We start from the raw sequence: 18,696 nt of genomic DNA on the forward strand, positions 1-18,696 counted from the left end.
AAGGTAGTATAAATAAACACTTATTGCCAAAGGATAAAAAAATATTATTTTTTTTTGCCAGAAAAGGTTCACATTTGAATCGTTTTAGATTATAGTAATTATAAATTGATAATTAATCTTTTCCTGCTAAAAGGCTTTTATCCAAAGATTTTTTTCAATTACATAAATATATTCTCAATAATTACTGGAGGTAACGTAATGTCAATGATCGGAAAAGAAGTTGCGGAGTTTAGTGCGCAAGCATATCACAATAGTGAGTTCGTCGAAGTAACAGCTGAAAACTTTAAAGGAAAATGGAGTGTACTATGCTTTTACCCAGCTGACTTTACTTTTGTTTGTCCGACTGAATTAGAAGATTTACAAGAACAATATGCTACATTGCAATCATTAGGAGTTGAAGTTTATTCATGTTCAACAGATACTCATTTTACGCATAAAGCATGGCATGAAACATCAGAAGCGATTGGCAAAATCAAATATTATATGATTGGCGATCCAAGTCATAAAATCGCTGAAATGTTTGACGTTTTAGATGAAGCAGAAGGATTAGCGCAACGGGGAACTTTTATTATCGATCCTGATGGAATTGTTCAAGCAGTTGAAATTAATGCCGATGGTATTGGCCGTGATGCTAGTACATTAGTTGATAAGGTTCGTGCGGCACAATATGTTCGTAATCATCCTGGTGAAGTTTGTCCTGCAAAATGGAAAGAAAGTGGCGAAACATTAACGCCAAGTTTTGACTTAGTTGGTAAAATCTAAAAAGAGCATCACCTTATGAAATTAATTTAAAATACAGCTGCCGCCAGAATTTACAACCATCAGCATTTTGCGCTGTAACTTTGTAAAAGCTGGTGGCTTTTTTAAAGGAGAAAATAAATTGTTAGATAATAATACAATTCAACAATTAAAACAATATTTGACGATGTTAGAAGGGCCCGTGGTTTTTCACGCAACTCTCGGTAATGATGAAAATTCCGCAAAAATGAAAACCTTTCTTGAAGAGGTAACTGCTCTTTCTGAGTTGTTACACTTTGATGAGGTTAGCGGCGGACGTACACCTCAATTTAGCGTAGATCAGCCGGATAAAAAAAGCGGGATTGTCTTTGCTGGATTACCAATGGGGCATGAATTTGCTTCATTTATATTAGCTGTTTTACAAGTTAGTGGTCGTCAACCTAAAATTGAAGAAGCAGAACTTAAACAAATCGAAGCGATTACAGAACCACTTCACTTTGAAACGTTTATTAGTCTAACTTGCCAAAATTGTCCAGATGTTGTACAAGCATTAAATATTATGGCTGTGTTAAATCCTAATATTAGTCACACTATGATTGAAGGTGGAACTTATAAAGAAGAAGCGGAAAGTCGCAATATTTTAGCTGTACCAACAGTCTTTTTAAATGGCGAAGAATTTTCAAATGGTCGCGCTACTTTAATGCAATTGCTTAAAAAAATTCCGAGTCTAAAAAAAGAAGCTTTCACGCCAAGAGATCCTTTTGACGTTTTGGTAGTCGGTGGCGGTCCGGCTGGGGCAAGCGCTGCAATTTACGCTGCACGTAAAGGTATTCGGACAGGTCTACTTGCAAACGAATTTGGTGGACAAGTTTTAGAAACACTTACAATTGAAAACATCATTGGTACGCCCAAAACAGAAGGGCCTAAGTTTATGGGTGAAGTTAAACAACATGTACAAGAGTATGACGTAGATTTAATTAGCGGTGAAATGGCTACTGGCATTCAAGCAGATGAAATGGTCAGAATTGATTTAGAAAATGGTGAACAATTACACAGTAAAGCTGTTATTTTAGCTACTGGTGCTCGTTGGCGGAATTTAAACATTCCTGGTGAAGCGGAATTTAAAAATAAAGGTGTGGCCTATTGTCCCCATTGTGATGGACCTTTATTTGCTGGAAAAGATGTGGCGGTAGTTGGCGGTGGTAATTCTGGAATTGAAGCGGCGATTGATTTGGCAGGTATTTGCAATCATGTCTATGTCTTAGAATTTTTACCAACCTTAAAAGCAGATAAAATCCTGCAAGAACGACTTTTAGAGTTGCCAAATGTTACGGTAATTTTAAATGCGCAAACAACAAGTATCAACGGTAGTGATAGAGTTGAAAGCTTATCTTATCAGCAACGGGAAACTGGTGTAGAAGAAACCATTTCAGTAGCGGGAGCCTTCATTTTAATCGGGTTACAGCCTAATACCAAATGGCTAGAAAATACGGCTGTCAATTTAAATGAACGTGGTGAAATTATTACTGCTATAGACGGTGCGACAAATGTTACCGGTGTTTTTGCAGCCGGAGATTGTACTGATAGTCGTTACAAACAAATTATCATTGCCATGGGTTCTGGTGCTACGGCAGCTTTAGGTGCATTTGATTACTTGATTCGTAAAGGATAAAAATTATTAGCGGGAATTTTCTGCTTTGATTAAAGCGGCAAGATACAGTGGCTAAGCCGTTTATTCGTCGAAAAGTTATGACTTTTTTGCTAAAGTCATAGCTTTTTTTTTTAGGGTTTGTTATCATAATAGAGTATTATTTTTCTATATTTTGTAATGGTTGAGTCAAAGACTTCAAGGATCGCGTTCTTCAAGGGGTGAGAAGAGCATTTTTGAGGTGCTTTTTAAAACGTACTTCAAATTTTTGAAGTGCGTTTTTTTTATAGCATAGTAAAGGAGGAATTAACTTGAAGGAAGCTTTAGATAAAATAAAAGCAGCAGAAATGCGCAATGATAATTTGCAAACGGAGCTACAAAAGGAATTACAAGAGTATGCTGCTGAAAAAGAAGCCGAACTAAAATTATTACAAGACGGCCTAAAAGCAAAGCGGCAACAAGAAAGTGATGCCAATGAAAAAATTGCAGCCACTGCCTTACAAAAAGAAAAAGAAGATCTTTTAGCTGCTGCTAAAAAAGAAAAAGCGACATTTACTACGCTTTATAACGAGCGCCATGAAAAAGTCGCCACTTTCATTATAGAAAGGGTGCAACAAACTTATGGCAGTTGAAGCAGTAAAAAAGATTTCCCTCATCTTAGAAAAATCTCACCAAGAGCATTTGCTACAATTATTGCAATCTTTACAAATAGTGGAAATTACAGATTTATTGGCTGATGAAGATAATAGACAATGGATTGATTACTATTTTCCATTAGGTTTACAATCTTCTTCTTTAAACCTACAAAAATACGAAAAATTATTACAACAAATTGAAAGAAACTTACGCTTTGTAAAAAATCATGGTAATGCGAAAGAAAAAACAGTTGAATTAAAACGGAAAAACTTGGATTTTCTGTCTTTTGAAAAACAATTTGATGAACAAGCCCTTGTTAGTCAACTGGAAAACTTGGAAGATTTACAAAATCGTTGGCGCACCGTGCAAGAAGCTAAAAAGAGTAACCAAGAAAAAGAACAGTGGGCAACATTGTGGCAAAGCTTAGATGCTTATACTGCCGATGATACCGCTAGTGCCAATATGTTACTTGGTACTTTAGATGATCAATCATGGCTTGATTTTTTAAGTGAAATAAAAGAAAACCCTAATTTATATGTGGAAAATATTTTTACCGAAAAACAAGTCACTGGTTTTGCATTGGTGTATTTAAAAGAAGAAGCTAATTTAGTCCAGTCACTACTACAAAAATTTGGCGTAAAAGAAGAAACCAATCCTTATAATGAGTTGCCAAAACAAGTGTTACAAGAGGCAAAAACACAGTTAGCCCAACTTGCTAAAAAAGAACATGATCTGGTAGCAGAGATTGGCCAATACAAAAAAGAAGTTGCCCAATTACAATTAGCCGAAGAAGTTATTTTAGCAAAAAAGGAACGGGAAAATGTCAAAGCTGGTTTAGTAAAATCCGAGAATTTAGTTGTACTAACTGGTTGGTTAGCAAAAGACGACTGTCAGCATTTTGAAACACAGTTAGCGCAGCATTTTCCTAATCATGAGATTTATTATACTTATAGTGAACCTACAGAAGAAGAAATTGTCACTTTAAAAACACCAACGAAATTAAAAAATCCTGCAATTGTTCAACCTTTTGAAATGTTGACAGAAATGTATAGCTTACCCCAGTACCGTGAAATCGATCCAACACCATGGCTCGCACCTTTTTACTTTGTCTTTTTTGGGATGATGGTGGCTGACTTAGGGTATGGTATTTTAATGCTTTTAGTTACAACTTTTGCATTAAAGAAAATCATCTTAAGTAAAGGTGTCGCTCGTTTTATGAAACTGTTTCAATATTTATCAGTTTCAACCATTATTTGGGGTCTTATCTACGGTAGCTGTTTTGGGGCGGAATTACCGTTTCACGTCTTATCGCCGTCTCAAGACTTTATGGCAATTTTTGGTATTTCAATGGTCTTTGGTGGGATTCAACTTTTCACCGGTTTGTTTTTAGCTGCCAAAGAAAATATCAAGAAAAAAGATTACTTGCAAGCAGTTAACCAAGGCTTTTCTTGGCAAGCTATTTTGGCTGGTATTATCATTGCTGCAGCAGGTAAAATGGTGCTTGCTTCAAATGCAATTTTCGTATTAGGGGTAATTGTAGCAGTAATTGGTGCCCTATGCGTATTGTTAATTCCTGCAGTAACAGGAAAATCAAAAGTAGGCGGCTTTTTCATGGGCTTGTATGAGCTTTATGGTGTTACCAGCTATATTGGTGATTTTGTAAGTTATAGTCGTTTAATGGCTTTAGGAATTTCTGGTGGTAGTATTGCTGCAGCCTTTAATATGTTAGTTGGCTACATGCCCCCAGCAGCGCGCTTTACAGCTGGTGCAGTTTTAATTATCGCCCTACAAGGATTAAATATTTTCTTATCCTTACTAAGTGCTTATGTTCATGCGGCGCGTTTACAATATGTCGAATTTTTCGGCAAATTTTATAACGGTGGTGGCCGTGCTTTTAAAACGTTTAAACCAACGGAAAAATATGTAAATTTTAACGAAGAAGATGGAGGAAAAAACAAATGATTGATTTTTTAATTAATAACCAAGGTGGTATGATTTTTGCAATTATTGGAATGGGGATTGCAACAATATTTTCAGGAATTGGTTCATCTAAAGGGGTAGGACTAACCGGTGAAGCCGCAGCTGCTTTAACTACTAGTCAGCCTGAAAAATTTGGTCAAGCCTTAATTTTACAGTTATTACCTGGTACTCAAGGTTTATATGGCTTTGTTATCGCCTTTATGATTTATGGTAGCCTATCAAGCGATATGTCAATTGTGACTGGCATGGCTTATTTAATGGCCTCTTTACCAGTTGCCTTTACCGGTTTATTTTCTGGTATGGCGCAAGGTAAAGTTGCTGCTGCTGGTATTCAAATTTTAGCCAAAAAACCTGAGCATTTCTTTAAAGGGGTAATGTTTGCGGTAATGGTTGAAATGTATGCTATTTTAGGGTTTGTTATCTCATTTCTATTATTAGGTAGCATCTAGTTTCTAATTGTAGAAGGAGGCAGACAGATGGATGCAATTACAAAAATTATCGAACAGATTGATGAAGCCGCTACGGTAAAAAGAACTGCATTTGAAAAAGAGCAACGCGCGCAAATTGACGCAGATTTTTTGAAACAAAAACAAAAATTGGAAATTGAGGACGAAAAGTTACAAGCGCAATTAACGAAAAATCAAAAAGTAAAATATAAACAGTTGCACGCCAGACAACAGATGGAAGTTAAACAAGAGACTCTAATGGCAAAACAAAGTTACCTTAGCCAAGTCTTCTCAGAAGCATACGCTAAAATGCAAGCTTGGGATGTAAGTGAGGCCCAAAGTTTTGCAGCAAGTTGTTTGGAACAGTTACCCTTTGAAGCTGACAAAAAAGTTGTCTTCCAACCATCCAAGCAAATGCCCGCTGAAATATATACTGCAGATTGGTTAGCAAAATTAAATGCTAAATTACGTTACGAATTACATTATGGTGATCCTATTACAACAGAATCTTATGGCTTTGTAGTAGACGATAAAGGTGTGCAATATAACTTTTTATACCGTGATTTATTAAATGAAATTAAAGCAACAGATAGTAACAGCATTTCAAAAATGCTGTTTGAGGAGTAACAGTACTAATTTTAGTCTGTTATAAAAAGTGATTTTATGACAAGGAGCGCGTTTATGAAACAAGATTTATATCATCAACTGAATCCTTACATTCGTTTAAAAGAAACCGAAATTTTAGCTCCTGCTTTTTATGAGCAATTAATTGCTGCTGATTTACCAAAAATAAAAGAACTTCTAAATACAACTGTTTATGGCAACTATTTAACGGCTGATTTTCCCAATGATTTTGCTGCGGTTTTAAATAAAGAGCTTTTAGCAAGTTACAGCGAATTGGTGGAACGTGCACCAGTACCTGAAGTGGTTTTCATCTTCACGATGCGCTTTACATTGCATAATTTAAAGGTATTGACAAAAGCCCACTATATTGGTGAAAACTTTGACCACCTCTATTTACCAGATGGTTTTTATTCATTAGAAGAATTAAAACATGCCATTGATACAGGGAAATCAGCAGTTTTGCCTTCTTCTATTTTGGACAGTATCAATGAAGTGCGAGAATATCTTTTGGAATCAGCTATTTTACAAGGGATTGACGTCATTTACGATCGTGGCTTTTTAAAAGAGCAACGACGTTTAGGTGAGCTGTTGGGCTATCCAGAATTGTTACAAGAAATCATTACGTTTATCGATTTAACTAATATTATTACAGCATTACGTTGTGTGTTGCAAAATCGCAGTCAAGCTTTTTTAACGGCCGTTTTATCCAGCTCTGGCAGTATTCCAAAAGAAACATACTTAAGTTTTGCCGATAAAGAGATAACAGCGTTACGTGATTATCTGTTAACAAGTGAATACGCAGATCTTTTAAAAGATGCTATTGGCGGTGAAACCATTAATTTTGCTCGCTTGGATCAGATTAAAGATAACCGGTTGACAGAAATGTTTGCATCCGCTCAAACACAAGCTTTTGGTCCACTACCATTATTAGCATATTTAAATGCAAAAGAAATTGAAACGAAAAATTTACGTTTAATCGTTACTGGGAAAAGAAGTGGCTTTACGAATGAACAAATAAAAGAGAGGATGCGTATAACCTATGACATATAAAATTGGCGTAATCGGAGATAAAGAGTCTGTATTACCCTTTAAATTGTTTGGGTTTTCCGTCTATTCTGATACTAGCAAAGAGGCTGTTTTAAAAGCTTTTCGTCACATGGCAGCTGAAGGCTATGGCGTTATTTATCTAACGGAAGAATGCGGCAAAAAAATTGCAGATGAAATTGAGCGATATAAGTCCAATCCTAAGTTATCTGTTGTTTTAATTCCAAATCACGATGGTACTTTAGGCATTGGACGCCAAATGATTCAAGACAATGTTGAAAAAGCAGTCGGGCAAAACATTTTGTAAAGGAGCTAAAAAATAGTGCAAGTTGGCAAAATAATCAAAGTATCCGGTCCTTTAGTAATGGCCGAAAATATGAGTGAAGCCAGCATCCAAGATATTTGTTTTGTAGGTAGTCTTGGCGTTGTTGGCGAAATTATTGAAATGAGAGGCGATATTGCCTCAATTCAAGTTTATGAAGAAACTGCAGGAATTGGGCCGGGTGAGCCTGTTCGTTCAACTGGAGAAGCGTTATCGGTTGAATTAGGCCCTGGCATTATCTCGCAAATGTTTGATGGAATTCAGCGACCATTAGATGTTTTCATGGCCCAGACAAAAAGTAACTTTTTAACTCGTGGGGTGCAATTACCTGCGTTAGATCATGAAAAAAAATGGGAATTTATTGCTAGTGCATCAGAGGGAACCTTTGTTTCAACTGGAGATATTATTGGTACTGTTGCTGAAACAAAAATTATTACCCATAAAATTATGGTACCAAATGGCGTTTCAGGTACGATTAAAGCAATCAAATCAGGATCATTTACTTTGGATGAAGTTATTTATGTACTAGAAACACCAACGGGTGATAAAGAATTTACGATGCTACAAAAATGGCCTGTCCGGCGGGCACGACCAGTGAAAGAAAAAATGAATCCACAAGCGCCTATGATTACTGGCCAGCGGGTAATTGATACTTTCTTTCCTGTTACAAAAGGCGGGGCAGCAGCCGTTCCCGGTCCGTTTGGTGCGGGCAAAACCGTCGTTCAACATCAAATTGCCAAATGGGCGGATGTCGATTTGGTGGTTTATGTCGGCTGTGGCGAACGTGGTAATGAAATGACCGACGTTATGAACGAATTTCCGGAATTAATTGATCCAAATACTGGTGAATCATTAATGGAGCGAACAATCTTAATCGCCAATACCTCTAATATGCCGGTGGCAGCTCGAGAAGCTTCTATTTATACTGGGATTACCATTGCGGAATACTTTAGAGATATGGGCTATTCTGTTGCGATTATGGCCGATTCGACTTCTCGTTGGGCTGAAGCGTTACGGGAAATGTCAGGTCGTCTAGAAGAAATGCCAGGGGATGAAGGTTATCCGGCTTATTTAGGCTCACGCTTAGCAGAATATTATGAACGTGCGGGTAAAGTTATTGCTCTTGGACAAGAAGGCCGTGAAGGAAGTATTACAGCAATCAGTGCCGTATCTCCTTCTGGCGGGGACGTTTCAGAACCGGTCACTCAAAATACTTTACGCGTTGTAAAAGTCTTCTGGGGCTTGGATTCAACCTTAGCTCAAAAACGTCATTTTCCTTCGATTGATTGGCTAAAGAGTTATTCATTATATGACACAGAAGTTGGAAATTATTTAGATCAAGAATTACAAGTTCCTTGGTCTGAGCTGGTAACAGATGCAATGCGACAACTTCAAAAAGAATCTGAACTACAAGAAATCGTGCGTTTAGTCGGAATTGATTCTTTGTCTGAAAAAGATCAATTATTACTAGAGGTCACAAAATCTATTCGTGAAGACTACTTGCAACAAAACGCTTTTGATGATGTAGATACTTTTACTTCACGGGAAAAACAATATCAAATGCTTTCAAATATTTTATCATTTGGTAAAGAAGCCGAAAGGGCGTTAGAATTAGGTTCTTATTTGTCTGAAATCATGGCCGGAACAGTTTTATTACGGGATAAAATTGCCCGCATGAAATATGTGCCAGAAGATGAGATTAATAAAATTACTGCTTTAGCACAAGAAATTAAAGAAACAATCAAAACAATTATCCAAGAAGGGGGCATGAACCGTGATTAAAGAATATAAAACGATTGGTGAAGTGGTTGGCCCCTTAATGGCTGTCGATAAAGTCGCCGGTGTAAAGTATGAAGAACTAATTGAAGTACGTTTACAAACAGGTGAACTACGTAAAGGGCAAGTTTTAGAAATATCTGAAGATAAAGCCTTGGTCCAAATTTTTGAAGGGACAGGCGGCATTAATCTAAAAGATTCTGCTGTTCGTTTTTTAGGCCATCCGCTACAATTAGGTGTTTCGCTGGATATGATTGGTCGTACTTTTGACGGCTTAGGCCGACCAAAAGATAACGGTCCAGAAATTTTGCCTGAGAAAATGTTGGATATTAACGGTGAAGTTATCAATCCAATGGCAAGAGATTATCCGGATGAATTTATTCAAACTGGTATTTCTTCGATTGATCACCTAAATACATTAGTACGAGGACAAAAATTACCTGTCTTTTCTGGTTCAGGTTTGCCTCATAAAGAATTAGCTGCTCAAATTGCCAGACAAGCATCTGTTTTAAATACAGATGATGATTTTGCCGTGGTTTTTGCGGGTATCGGAATTACTTTTGAAGAAGCAGAATATTTTATGGAAGATTTCCGTAAAACTGGTGCGATTGATCGCTCTGTGGTCTTTATGAACTTGGCGAATGATCCGGCAATTGAACGAATCGCCACACCACGGATGGCTCTTACTGCGGCGGAATATCTCGCTTATGAAAAAGGTATGCACGTCTTAGTCATTATGACAGATATGACCAATTACTGTGAGGCGTTACGTGAGATTTCAGCTGCACGTCGCGAAGTCCCTGGTCGTCGTGGCTATCCAGGTTATTTATACACCAATTTAGCTACTTTGTATGAACGCGCAGGTAGAATAAAAGGGTTGAAAGGTTCTGTAACGCAGATTCCAATCTTAACCATGCCTGAAGATGACAAAACACATCCAATTCCCGATTTGACGGGATATATCACTGAAGGTCAGATTATTTTGTCGCGTGATTTATATAAAAGTGGCATTAAGCCCCCAATTGATGTCTTACCGTCTCTATCTCGTTTAAAAGATAAAGGGACTGGACCAGGCAAAACTAGAGAAGACCATGCGGCTACGATGAATCAATTATTCTCAGCTTATGCTCAAGGAAAACAAGCAAAAGAATTGGCCGTAGTTTTAGGGGATTCTGCTTTATCTGATGTAGATAAAATTTATGCCCAATTTGCGGAACGTTTTGAAACTGAATATGTGAACCAAGGCTATGAAACGAATCGTTCGATTATTGAGACGCTTGATTTAGGTTGGGAATTATTGAGTATTTTACCAAAAACTGAATTAAAACGAATTAAAGACGATATGATTGAAAAGTATTTGCCAGAAAAGGGGTAATTTAGATGGCGCGTTTAAATGTGAATCCAACGCGAATGGAGTTAGCCCGGCTACAAAAGCAGCTAACAACCGCTAAGCGAGGACATAAATTACTAAAAGATAAACAAGATGAACTGATGCGCCGCTTTATTTTAATGGTCAAAGAAAACAATCATTTACGTCAAGCCGTTGAGCAGATGATGGAAAGTGCGATGCGCGCTTTTCGTTTAGCTAATGTGACGTTAAACGAAGCTTTTATTGAAGAACTTTTCATTCTACCAGCAACGCGGGTGGAACTTGAAATGGATCAAAAAAATATTATGAGCGTGGAAGTTCCAGTTTTAAACTTTCATTATGATGAAGATATTTTCAAAGCGCCTTTAGAATATGGCTATATTAATTCCAATGTACCGCTAGATAATGCAATTGAACGTTTTAAGACGGTTTTACCCAAATTATTGGCGTTAACAGAAATCGAAAAAACATGTCAGCTGATGGCAAGTGAGATTGAAAAAACCCGACGTCGTGTGAATGCATTGGAATATATGACAATTCCTGAACTTGAAGAAACAATTTACTACATTAAAATGAAGCTTGAAGAAAATGAGCGCTCTGAAGTAACACGAATGATTAAAATAAAAAACATGAATCGCAATTAACGAAAAAAGTTTCCGTTTAAAAGCGGAAACTTTTTTTATTTATCTGGTACAATCAGAGGTAATAAAATGTTTACCCAATTATATTTCCTATCACTAAGTTTGATTGGGTAGGGTGGAGGTTAGTTTGTTGAAACAATTGAAAAAAATCCGCTTAGCGACGCCCCAGCTAATTTCATTGGGCTTTGCAACCGTGATTTTGGTGGGCTCATTATTATTGATGTTACCTATTTCCAGTCGGACGGGGGAAGTGACGTCTTTTATTGACGCTTTATTTACAGCCACGTCAGCGACTTGTGTGACCGGATTAACAACAGTCAATACAGCTGAACACTGGACTCCTTTTGGTCAATTTGTCATTTTAGTCATGATTGAAACAGGAGGATTAGGTTTTATGTCCTTACCAGTTTTCTTTTTTATGATTGCCAAAAAGAAAATCAATTTACGAACGCGGATGATTTTAAAAGATGCCCTTAACTTGGAGCAAATGAATGGTAGTGTCAATTTAATGCGGTACATCCTTTTAACTTCTGTTATTATTCAATGTTTAGGAAGTTTTGCTTTAAGCTTTTCTTTTGTACCAAAATATGGATGGTTAAAAGGTATCTGGTTTAGCGTCTTTCATTCTGTTTCTAGTTTTTGTAATGCGGGGTTTGATCTTTTAGGTGATAGCTTGGCTAATGATCAACAGGACATTTGGCTCCTTTTTGTCATCATGATTTTAATTATTGCGGGTGGACTTGGTTTTCTAGTCTGGTTTGACTTAATCCGTTATCGCAAGCAAAAACGCTTGTCTTTACATTCTAAAATTGCGTTACTAATGACTGGAATTCTTTTATTCTTTGGAACAGTGGGTTTTTATGTAACCGAGCACAATGGTCATTTTCTCGTAGCTGGAAATGAGTTACAACGCTTCTTTAATACGATGTTTATGGCAGTTACCCCGCGAACGGCAGGTTATTATTCAGTAAACTATTTTGAAATGAGCCATGCCGGCTTAATTTTAACCATTGTTTTAATGTACATTGGTGGTACATCAGGTTCAACTGCTGGTGGTTTAAAGACGACAACATTTGGCGTTTTGCTAATTCAGATGAAGAGTATTTTAAAAGGAAGAAATCGGGCCGAATTTAGCGGTCGGACTATTCCCGCTGATGCCATTTTTAGAGCACTAACGCTATTTTTTGTTACACTTACCTTATGCATTTTTGCTACGATGATTTTATCGGTAACCGAAAAAATTCCCGACGTAGATGGTCTAGGTTTAGAATACATTGTTTTTGAAGTGATTTCAGCCTTTGGGACTGTAGGATTAACGATGGGGTTAACACCAGAGCTTAGTATTATAGGCAAGGTAATTATTATTTCTTTAATGTTTATTGGTAGAGTTGGAATTATGACAGTATTATTCTCGCTGATTGCCAAAGCACGTCAACAAGAACAACACTTTAAATATCCCGAAGAATCAGTTTTAATTGGATAGCATTAAGTTGTCAATAATTTGAATATGTAAACTAAACGTTGTGAAAAAGTATGTCGTGCATTTTACGACATACTTTTTTTTACGATTAAAGTAGTATCAACTGATTGCTTAAGATAATCAATGGCAAATTGCTCATCTTTTAACCAGGACCGAATGTCTGCTTTTTTTATAATTAACGGCATGCGATTATGGATAGGTGCCACTACCTCATTAGGCGTAGTCGTTAAAATAATTGATTCTAATTCGCCTTTATGTTTGCGATAAAAACCACCGACATAAATAGCTTCTTCAGTTGGTGGAATAAACAATAATTTATTTTTTGCATTATCCCACTCATAAAAACCAGTCATTGGAAATACACAACGGTGCGTTTGGAAACTTTCGGCAAATAATGTTTTTTCCGTGACAGTCTCACTGCGGGCATTAATAATGCGGCTTTTATTTTTATCGGTGGTAAAGCCCCAATTGGTGAGCCCTAGACTAATTTGATCATTTTTAGTGATAGCAATGGTTAGCACCTTTTCGCTAGGAAAAACCTCCCCGGTTTTTCCTAATTCTTGTAATTGACTGTAATATTTTTCTAGTTCCAACGTTTTTAAATCAAAGAGGTAACGGCCACACATAAAAAGACTCCTTTCCAGCTTTATTTTTTAGTTACGCTATAATAAAGATGAGGTGATTATTTGAATCAACAGCTATATGCATTATATCAAAAAATGTTTCAAGAGATGGGGCCGCAAGGTTGGTGGCCGGCTGATTCAAAAGAAGAGATAGTATTAGGGGCGATTTTAGTCCAAAATACTAATTGGCAAAATGCGGCGCTATCTTTAAAAAACTTAAAAAAAGAAACCGAATTTTCAAGTACGAAAATTGTTGCACTGCCTTTAGAAAAACTACAAGAAATTATTCGTCCGAGTGGCTTTTTTAAAAATAAAAGCCGGGGAATTCACGAAGTCTTTAATTGGTTACTGCGGTTTGATACAGATTTTATAAAAATTCGTGATTATTATGGAGATGATTTAAGAAATGAGTTGCTCAATCTTCATGGTATTGGGGAAGAAACGGCTGATGTATTAATGCTATATGTTTTTGATGTACCAGTATTTGTCTCAGACACGTATGCAAGACGTCTTTTTACCAACTTAGGCACTCCCGGACTTTCAAATTATCAGTCTTTAAAAAGATTAGTCAATCTTACTGGTTTCACGTTAACGGAGGCGCAGGAATTTCATGGATTAATCGATGAGTTTGGCAAAGTTTTTTTAAAAGGTAATAAATTCTCCGACAGCTTTTTAGCCCACACAAAAATAAATTTACAAAAGGAGGAAGAAATTTGAATCCCTTTTTTAGTGTTTTTAAAAAGACTCAGCAGTTTTTATTATTGCAAGCCTATGCTGATTCGATTATGTCAGAAGAAGAATTAATGACTTTTTTATTAAACGAAACAAGTGATGAAAGATTTTGTTTAATTAGCCAAAAAGGGCTATATATTGTGACTCCAAACGTTTCGTTAGATGCATTTACGCACATTTTTATTTCACCTGAAAACATTCATGTCAAAATTGATGCATCAACTATTGTCTTAGAAGTTCCAAGCGAAATAATTCAAATTCCATTTAAAGAATTAACGGATGCACAAAATATTTTAGCCGATATTACTTATTTATGGAAAAATTAACTTCACTTTTGCGAACAAACGTTCTATACTGGGTTAGTGATCAATCTAAGATAAAAGTTATTAAAAAGTATCTTTTATAAAAAAGACTAAATTACGTGCCATAAGCGTACTGTAGTAAATGAGGGATATTATGAAAACCGCACTAACTTTGGCAATGGAAGAAGCATTGTATTTTCATTGTCGCCAAAAAGGTGACGTAGTAATTGAAGAGGTAGTTATGCCAGATGATCAAGGAATTGTCGATACGCTTGCATGTAAAATTTTGCCTAATCAAACATTTGAGTGGCGCTGTTACGAGTTAAAAGTAACGAAAGCAGATTTTAGAAGTACGGCGAAGTTGTCTTTTGTCGGGCATTTGAACTATTTTGTTTTGCCTCAAGCACTCTATGAACAAGTAAAAGAAGAAATACCTGTTCATATCGGCGTATTACTTTTTCATCCTTATTTAGATGATTCAGAATATGAAGTACCGGGATATTTTGAAACGATAAAAAAAGCACAACGTCAAACTTTACAAGTAAACGAGAATGAACTTTTATATCGACTAATTACAGCCCAAGCAAGAGAAGTCAGCAAAGCGAAACAAACCGAAAGAGGATTGCGTGTTTTTGGAACTCAGCAGTTGTATAAAGAATTGAAAAGACGCCAAAAAGATTATGACCTTTTTGGTGGTGGCAACAATTACTATGACCGATTCATAACAGACACGCAAAACCAAGCTATCGAGGCTCTAAAAGAAGAACTTGAGGCTACTCGAGCTGCCTATTTTCAGCTTGAAAAACGGCTATTGGAGGATGCGTGATGTATTATCCTTATCTGCGGGGAAAACAATTTGATTTGTTGGCTTTGCGACAATTAAGTGAAGAAAATAAATTGAGTGCTGCAATTCATCCAGTTATTGAACCAGTTAAAGATAATCCGGCCTTATTTAAATTGATCAAACAATTTGAAGCTGTAAAACAACCTTATTCACTGATTGCCAATCCCCAGGCGGGAGATTTTTTAACCGTCTCAGGCCAAGAAAAGTTGCAACATATCACCAATAAAAAAGCGCGTCTGTTAACTGGTGTAAGTGATGATTTAAAAGATGCACAGCTATTGATTGTACAAAACGCCGAGTCTTTAAAAGAAAATGGTGAGATTCAGTTAGAAGTACCGACTATTGCTCCAATGGAATTTCGTTTATTACAACACATAAAAGGGCCTCTAGTTTTATCTGAAGATCATTTTTTACGCTTAAAAGCAAACTATTATCGGGTAATACCGGATGAAATTTTTAGTACTACTCACCTAACCTTTTTAAAAAGAGGATTTGTAGGATTTAGCGACTTTTCGATTGATAGTCGGATTTATTATGAGCAAAGCTATCCAACAAGAGAGATCGTCTTACATTTGGTCTATTTTACTGCTGATAAACAATTACGTATTCATCACTTTATTTCGCCAGAAGATGAGTTGCCGGATTTTGCGAGTCGCTTTTTTGCTGTAATGGCTGAAGTATTGGAGTTTGTTCCGTTGCAAAAGCAAATAGATACAAGCGGATTAAAACTTTTAAAAGAAAATTACTTTAAGAAAAAATTTCCTGGTATGGGAGTGTTACGAAAAGCCAGTGTGATGCACCATCTGGAATTGATGAGTCGTTTTTTTGACCAACAAAGCGAATAATTTTTAAAAGACGGGATTATAAAATCGCGTCTTTTTTTACTTTTTTGAAAAAGTTAGGCTTGCCGAAAAATAAAAACTTCGCTATACTGATAAAAATAAATTATTTAGGTTAACCTAAAAATAAAATGAGGTGGAGAAATGATACGCTTTGAAAATATAACAGCAGCCTACAATCAACAAATCGCAGTCAATCAGATCAGTTTTAGCGTCAATAAACCGGCCATTGTAGGTATTTTAGGACCAAATGGTGCGGGTAAATCTACTTTTTTAAAAGCTGCTTTAAAATTGATCCCAGCCAGTGGGAATGTTTTGTACCAAGGAGAACCGTTAGCTAAAAATCAAAAAGAAGTAGCTTATGTCGAACAAAAAAGTGCGATTGATTATACATTTCCAATTACAGTATCTGAAGTAGTAGCTTTAGGTTTATATCCCCATTTAAAACCTTGGCAACGGATGAAAAATCATTTAGAAAAAGTCAATACCGCTTTAAAAGCAGTAGACATGCAAAACTTTTCGAGTCGTCAAATTGGTGAACTTTCTGGCGGCCAGTTTCAACGCGTTTTATTAGCACGCACACTTGTCCAAGATGCAAAGCTAATTTTTTTGGATGAACCCTTTGTCGGCATCGATACAACAAGTGAACAAATTATTATGGAACTGTTGCGTAGCTTAAAGCAAAAAGGTAAAACTATTTTTATTGTTCATCACGATTTGAGTAAAGTTTCCGATTATTTTGACGAAATTTTATTGTTAAAACAAAAAAAGATCGCTTATGGTCCAGTAAAAGAGGTTTTTACTTCACAGTATTTAAAAGAAGCATATGGAGATTATCTATTTATTGGAGGTGATTTAACATGATAGTACATTTTATCGAAGGTTTAAGAGACTATCATTTTTTACAAAACGCGCTTATTACGTCGATTGTAATTGGAATTGTTGCAGGAGCCATTGGTTGTTTTATTATTTTGCGGGGGATGTCACTTATGGGAGACGCCATTTCCCATGCTGTCTTACCAGGAGTAGCATTATCTTATATTTTAGGCATTAACTTTTTTGTTGGTGCAGTCATCTTTGGTATTTTGGCGAGTTTGATTATTACCTATATTGCAAATAACAGTACGGTCAAAAGTGATACTGCTATTGGAATTACTTTTAGTTCCTTTTTAGCTTTAGGTGTCATTTTAATTGGCGTGGCGAATAGTTCCACTGATTTATTTCATATTTTATTTGGTAATGTATTAGCTGTTCAAGATATAGACAAATGGATTACACTTGGGATTGCTGCTGTAGTTTTATTACTTTTAGTCATTTTTTATCGCCCGCTGCTTTTGAGCTCTTTTGATCCGATGATGGGTAAAGCCTTTGGAATGAGAGTTAACGTGTATCATTATTTACTGATGTTAATGCTGACGCTCGTTTCTGTGACTGCGATGCAAAGTGTGGGGACTATTTTAGTCGTGGCGCTTTTAATTACGCCTGCTGCCACCGCGTATTTATTTACTAAAAGATTAAAATATATGATTATTTTAGCATCCACTTTAGGAGGTCTATCTTCACTTATCGGCCTGTTTATCGGTTATAGTTTTAATATTGCCGCTGGATCAGCAATTGTTTTAACTGCTGCCACAATGTTTTTAATTGGCTTTTTCATATCACCAAAAAAAGTCGAACAAACAAAAACGAAACAAAAAATTTACGCCATCTTGGCCGCAGGAGTGCTCCTTGTCATAGGGGTGTTTAGTTATCAACGTTTTCTAGCCCCTAGTGAGAGTGCGGCTGAAAATAAGATGGCAGTAGTCGCGACAAATTCTATTATTGCAGATATGGTGAAAGAAGTTGCCGGTGATAAGGTCAACTTACACAGTATTGTTCCGGTTGGAAAAAATCCTCACGAGTATGAACCGCTAGCAAAAGATGTAAGAAGCACCCAAGAAGCGGATATAATTTTTTATAACGGGCTAAATCTTGAGACAGGGGGCAATGGCTGGTTTACTAAATTAATGAAAAATGGGCAAAAAAAGGAAAACAAAGATTATTTTGCTGTCAGTGATGGTGTCGATATTATTTATTTAGAAGGGGATGGACACGGCAAAGAAGACCCCCATGCATGGCTAAATATTGAAAATGGGATTATCTATGCGCAAAATATTGCAAAAACGTTAATGGCAAAAGATCCAGCCAACAAAGAGACCTACCGTCATAACTTAGCAGAGTATGAACAAAAATTAACCGCTTTAGATAAAGTAGCAAAAGAACAGTTTGCTACTTTAACACAAGATGAGAAACTGATTGTAACAAGTGAGGGATGTTTTAAATACTTTTCAAAAGCCTATGATATTCCCTCTGCTTATATTTGGGAGATCAATACTGAAGAAGAAGGTACACCAGAGCAAATTACAACTTTAGTTAATCAGTTAAAAGGATCCAATGTTAAATCTTTATTTGTCGAAAGTTCCGTTAATAAAAAACCGATGCAAAGTGTAGCTAAAGATAGTGGTATTCCAATTTATGGCGAAATTTTTACCGATTCAATTGCAGAACCAGGTAATCCAGGCGATAGTTACTATAATATGATGAAGGAAAATTTAAGAACTATTTTTGCTGGTTTAGCCGGTAAAGAAGATTAATTGTTAAAATTCAAACTAT

Annotated in this window: 19 protein-coding genes and 1 pseudogene; 19 read left to right on the forward strand and 1 reads right to left on the reverse strand. The window is 36.3% G+C overall.

All coding sequences use genetic code 11. From position 1 onward, the window contains the following. The first annotated feature begins 198 nt into the window (after nucleotides 1-198). The 12 genes from ahpC to IGI65_RS08740 all read left to right on the forward strand — a co-directional run bounded on the left by ahpC (nucleotide 199) and on the right by IGI65_RS08740 (nucleotide 12,707). On the forward strand, nucleotides 199-762 hold the full coding sequence (gene ahpC, locus IGI65_RS08685) for an alkyl hydroperoxide reductase subunit C (protein ID WP_071865660.1): 564 nt from the start codon (nucleotides 199-201) through the stop codon (nucleotides 760-762). 118 nt (nucleotides 763-880) lie between these two features. Then, complete coding sequence (gene ahpF / locus IGI65_RS08690) at nucleotides 881-2,410, forward strand: alkyl hydroperoxide reductase subunit F (protein WP_438773935.1); 1,530 nt, start codon at nucleotides 881-883, stop codon at nucleotides 2,408-2,410. A gap of 287 nt (nucleotides 2,411-2,697) precedes the next feature. After that, nucleotides 2,698-3,018 (forward strand): hypothetical protein, encoded by a 321-nt coding sequence (locus IGI65_RS08695; protein ID WP_438773936.1) that lies wholly within the window; start codon nucleotides 2,698-2,700, stop codon nucleotides 3,016-3,018. Then, nucleotides 3,008-4,984 (forward strand): V-type ATP synthase subunit I, encoded by a 1,977-nt coding sequence (locus IGI65_RS08700; RefSeq protein ID WP_438773937.1) that lies wholly within the window; start codon nucleotides 3,008-3,010, stop codon nucleotides 4,982-4,984. Before IGI65_RS08695 ends, IGI65_RS08700 begins: the two co-directional genes overlap by 11 nt. Beyond that, nucleotides 4,981-5,451 (forward strand): V-type ATP synthase subunit K, encoded by a 471-nt coding sequence (locus tag IGI65_RS08705; protein ID WP_016172044.1) that lies wholly within the window; start codon nucleotides 4,981-4,983, stop codon nucleotides 5,449-5,451. Before IGI65_RS08700 ends, IGI65_RS08705 begins: the two co-directional genes overlap by 4 nt. A gap of 27 nt (nucleotides 5,452-5,478) precedes the next feature. Further along, nucleotides 5,479-6,075: a hypothetical protein gene (locus IGI65_RS08710; RefSeq protein ID WP_438773938.1), complete on the forward strand. Its 597-nt coding sequence runs from the start codon at nucleotides 5,479-5,481 to the stop codon at nucleotides 6,073-6,075. Between the two features lie 54 nt (nucleotides 6,076-6,129). After that, nucleotides 6,130-7,122 carry a V0D/AC39 family V-type ATPase subunit gene (locus IGI65_RS08715; RefSeq protein ID WP_438773940.1) on the forward strand — a complete coding sequence of 331 codons (993 nt, stop codon included), beginning with the start codon at nucleotides 6,130-6,132 and terminating at the stop codon, nucleotides 7,120-7,122. Further along, the gene (locus tag IGI65_RS08720) at nucleotides 7,112-7,423 is read left to right on the forward strand and encodes a V-type ATP synthase subunit F (protein ID WP_438773941.1); all 312 of its coding nucleotides are present in this window, start codon (nucleotides 7,112-7,114) and stop codon (nucleotides 7,421-7,423) included. The genes IGI65_RS08715 and IGI65_RS08720 overlap by 11 nt, the downstream gene beginning before the upstream one ends. Nucleotides 7,424-7,438: 15 nt before the next feature. After that, nucleotides 7,439-9,220, forward strand: a complete 1,782-nt coding sequence (locus tag IGI65_RS08725) for a V-type ATP synthase subunit A (RefSeq protein WP_071865653.1) — start codon at nucleotides 7,439-7,441, stop codon at nucleotides 9,218-9,220. Next, the gene (locus IGI65_RS08730) at nucleotides 9,213-10,589 is read left to right on the forward strand and encodes a V-type ATP synthase subunit B (protein WP_095005644.1); all 1,377 of its coding nucleotides are present in this window, start codon (nucleotides 9,213-9,215) and stop codon (nucleotides 10,587-10,589) included. The genes IGI65_RS08725 and IGI65_RS08730 overlap by 8 nt, the downstream gene beginning before the upstream one ends. Nucleotides 10,590-10,594: 5 nt before the next feature. Then, nucleotides 10,595-11,227 carry a V-type ATP synthase subunit D gene (locus IGI65_RS08735; protein WP_071865651.1) on the forward strand — a complete coding sequence of 211 codons (633 nt, stop codon included), beginning with the start codon at nucleotides 10,595-10,597 and terminating at the stop codon, nucleotides 11,225-11,227. Between the two features lie 124 nt (nucleotides 11,228-11,351). Next, nucleotides 11,352-12,707 (forward strand): TrkH family potassium uptake protein, encoded by a 1,356-nt coding sequence (locus IGI65_RS08740; RefSeq protein WP_438773942.1) that lies wholly within the window; start codon nucleotides 11,352-11,354, stop codon nucleotides 12,705-12,707. 62 nt (nucleotides 12,708-12,769) lie between these two features. On the opposite strand, the gene IGI65_RS08745 is transcribed toward IGI65_RS08740, so the two are convergent. Further along, entirely contained in the window at nucleotides 12,770-13,330 is a 561-nt protein-coding gene (locus IGI65_RS08745) for an SOS response-associated peptidase (protein ID WP_438773943.1), read from the reverse strand. A 60-nt stretch (nucleotides 13,331-13,390) separates the two neighbouring features. On the opposite strand from IGI65_RS08745, the gene IGI65_RS08750 reads away from it, so the two are divergent. From IGI65_RS08750 to IGI65_RS08780, 7 genes and pseudogenes are all read left to right on the forward strand, one after another. Beyond that, on the forward strand, nucleotides 13,391-14,044 hold the full coding sequence (locus IGI65_RS08750; RefSeq protein ID WP_438773944.1) for an endonuclease III domain-containing protein: 654 nt from the start codon (nucleotides 13,391-13,393) through the stop codon (nucleotides 14,042-14,044). Further along, nucleotides 14,041-14,385, forward strand: a complete 345-nt coding sequence (locus IGI65_RS08755) for a hypothetical protein (protein WP_438773945.1) — start codon at nucleotides 14,041-14,043, stop codon at nucleotides 14,383-14,385. Before IGI65_RS08750 ends, IGI65_RS08755 begins: the two co-directional genes overlap by 4 nt. A 130-nt stretch (nucleotides 14,386-14,515) precedes the next feature. Further along, a complete protein-coding gene (locus IGI65_RS08760; RefSeq protein ID WP_438773946.1) occupies nucleotides 14,516-15,187 on the forward strand; it encodes a hypothetical protein in 672 nt (223 codons plus the stop codon). Continuing rightward, on the forward strand, nucleotides 15,187-16,050 hold the full coding sequence (locus tag IGI65_RS08765; protein ID WP_438773947.1) for a sce7725 family protein: 864 nt from the start codon (nucleotides 15,187-15,189) through the stop codon (nucleotides 16,048-16,050). The genes IGI65_RS08760 and IGI65_RS08765 overlap by 1 nt, the downstream gene beginning before the upstream one ends. Nucleotides 16,051-16,188: 138 nt before the next feature. Continuing rightward, nucleotides 16,189-16,908 carry a metal ABC transporter ATP-binding protein gene (locus tag IGI65_RS08770; protein ID WP_438773948.1) on the forward strand — a complete coding sequence of 240 codons (720 nt, stop codon included), beginning with the start codon at nucleotides 16,189-16,191 and terminating at the stop codon, nucleotides 16,906-16,908. Then, nucleotides 16,905-17,702, forward strand: a pseudogene (locus IGI65_RS08775) (iron chelate uptake ABC transporter family permease subunit); the annotation flags it as partial. The gene IGI65_RS08770 and the pseudogene IGI65_RS08775, both read left to right, overlap by 4 nt. After that, nucleotides 17,679-18,677: a metal ABC transporter solute-binding protein, Zn/Mn family gene (locus IGI65_RS08780; RefSeq protein ID WP_438774432.1), complete on the forward strand. Its 999-nt coding sequence runs from the start codon at nucleotides 17,679-17,681 to the stop codon at nucleotides 18,675-18,677. The pseudogene IGI65_RS08775 and the gene IGI65_RS08780, both read left to right, overlap by 24 nt. Nucleotides 18,678-18,696 lie beyond the last annotated feature (19 nt).

The sequence above is a fragment of the Enterococcus sp. DIV0755b genome (genome assembly GCF_051713765.1).
Classification (GTDB): domain Bacteria; phylum Bacillota; class Bacilli; order Lactobacillales; family Enterococcaceae; genus Enterococcus_C; species Enterococcus_C canintestini.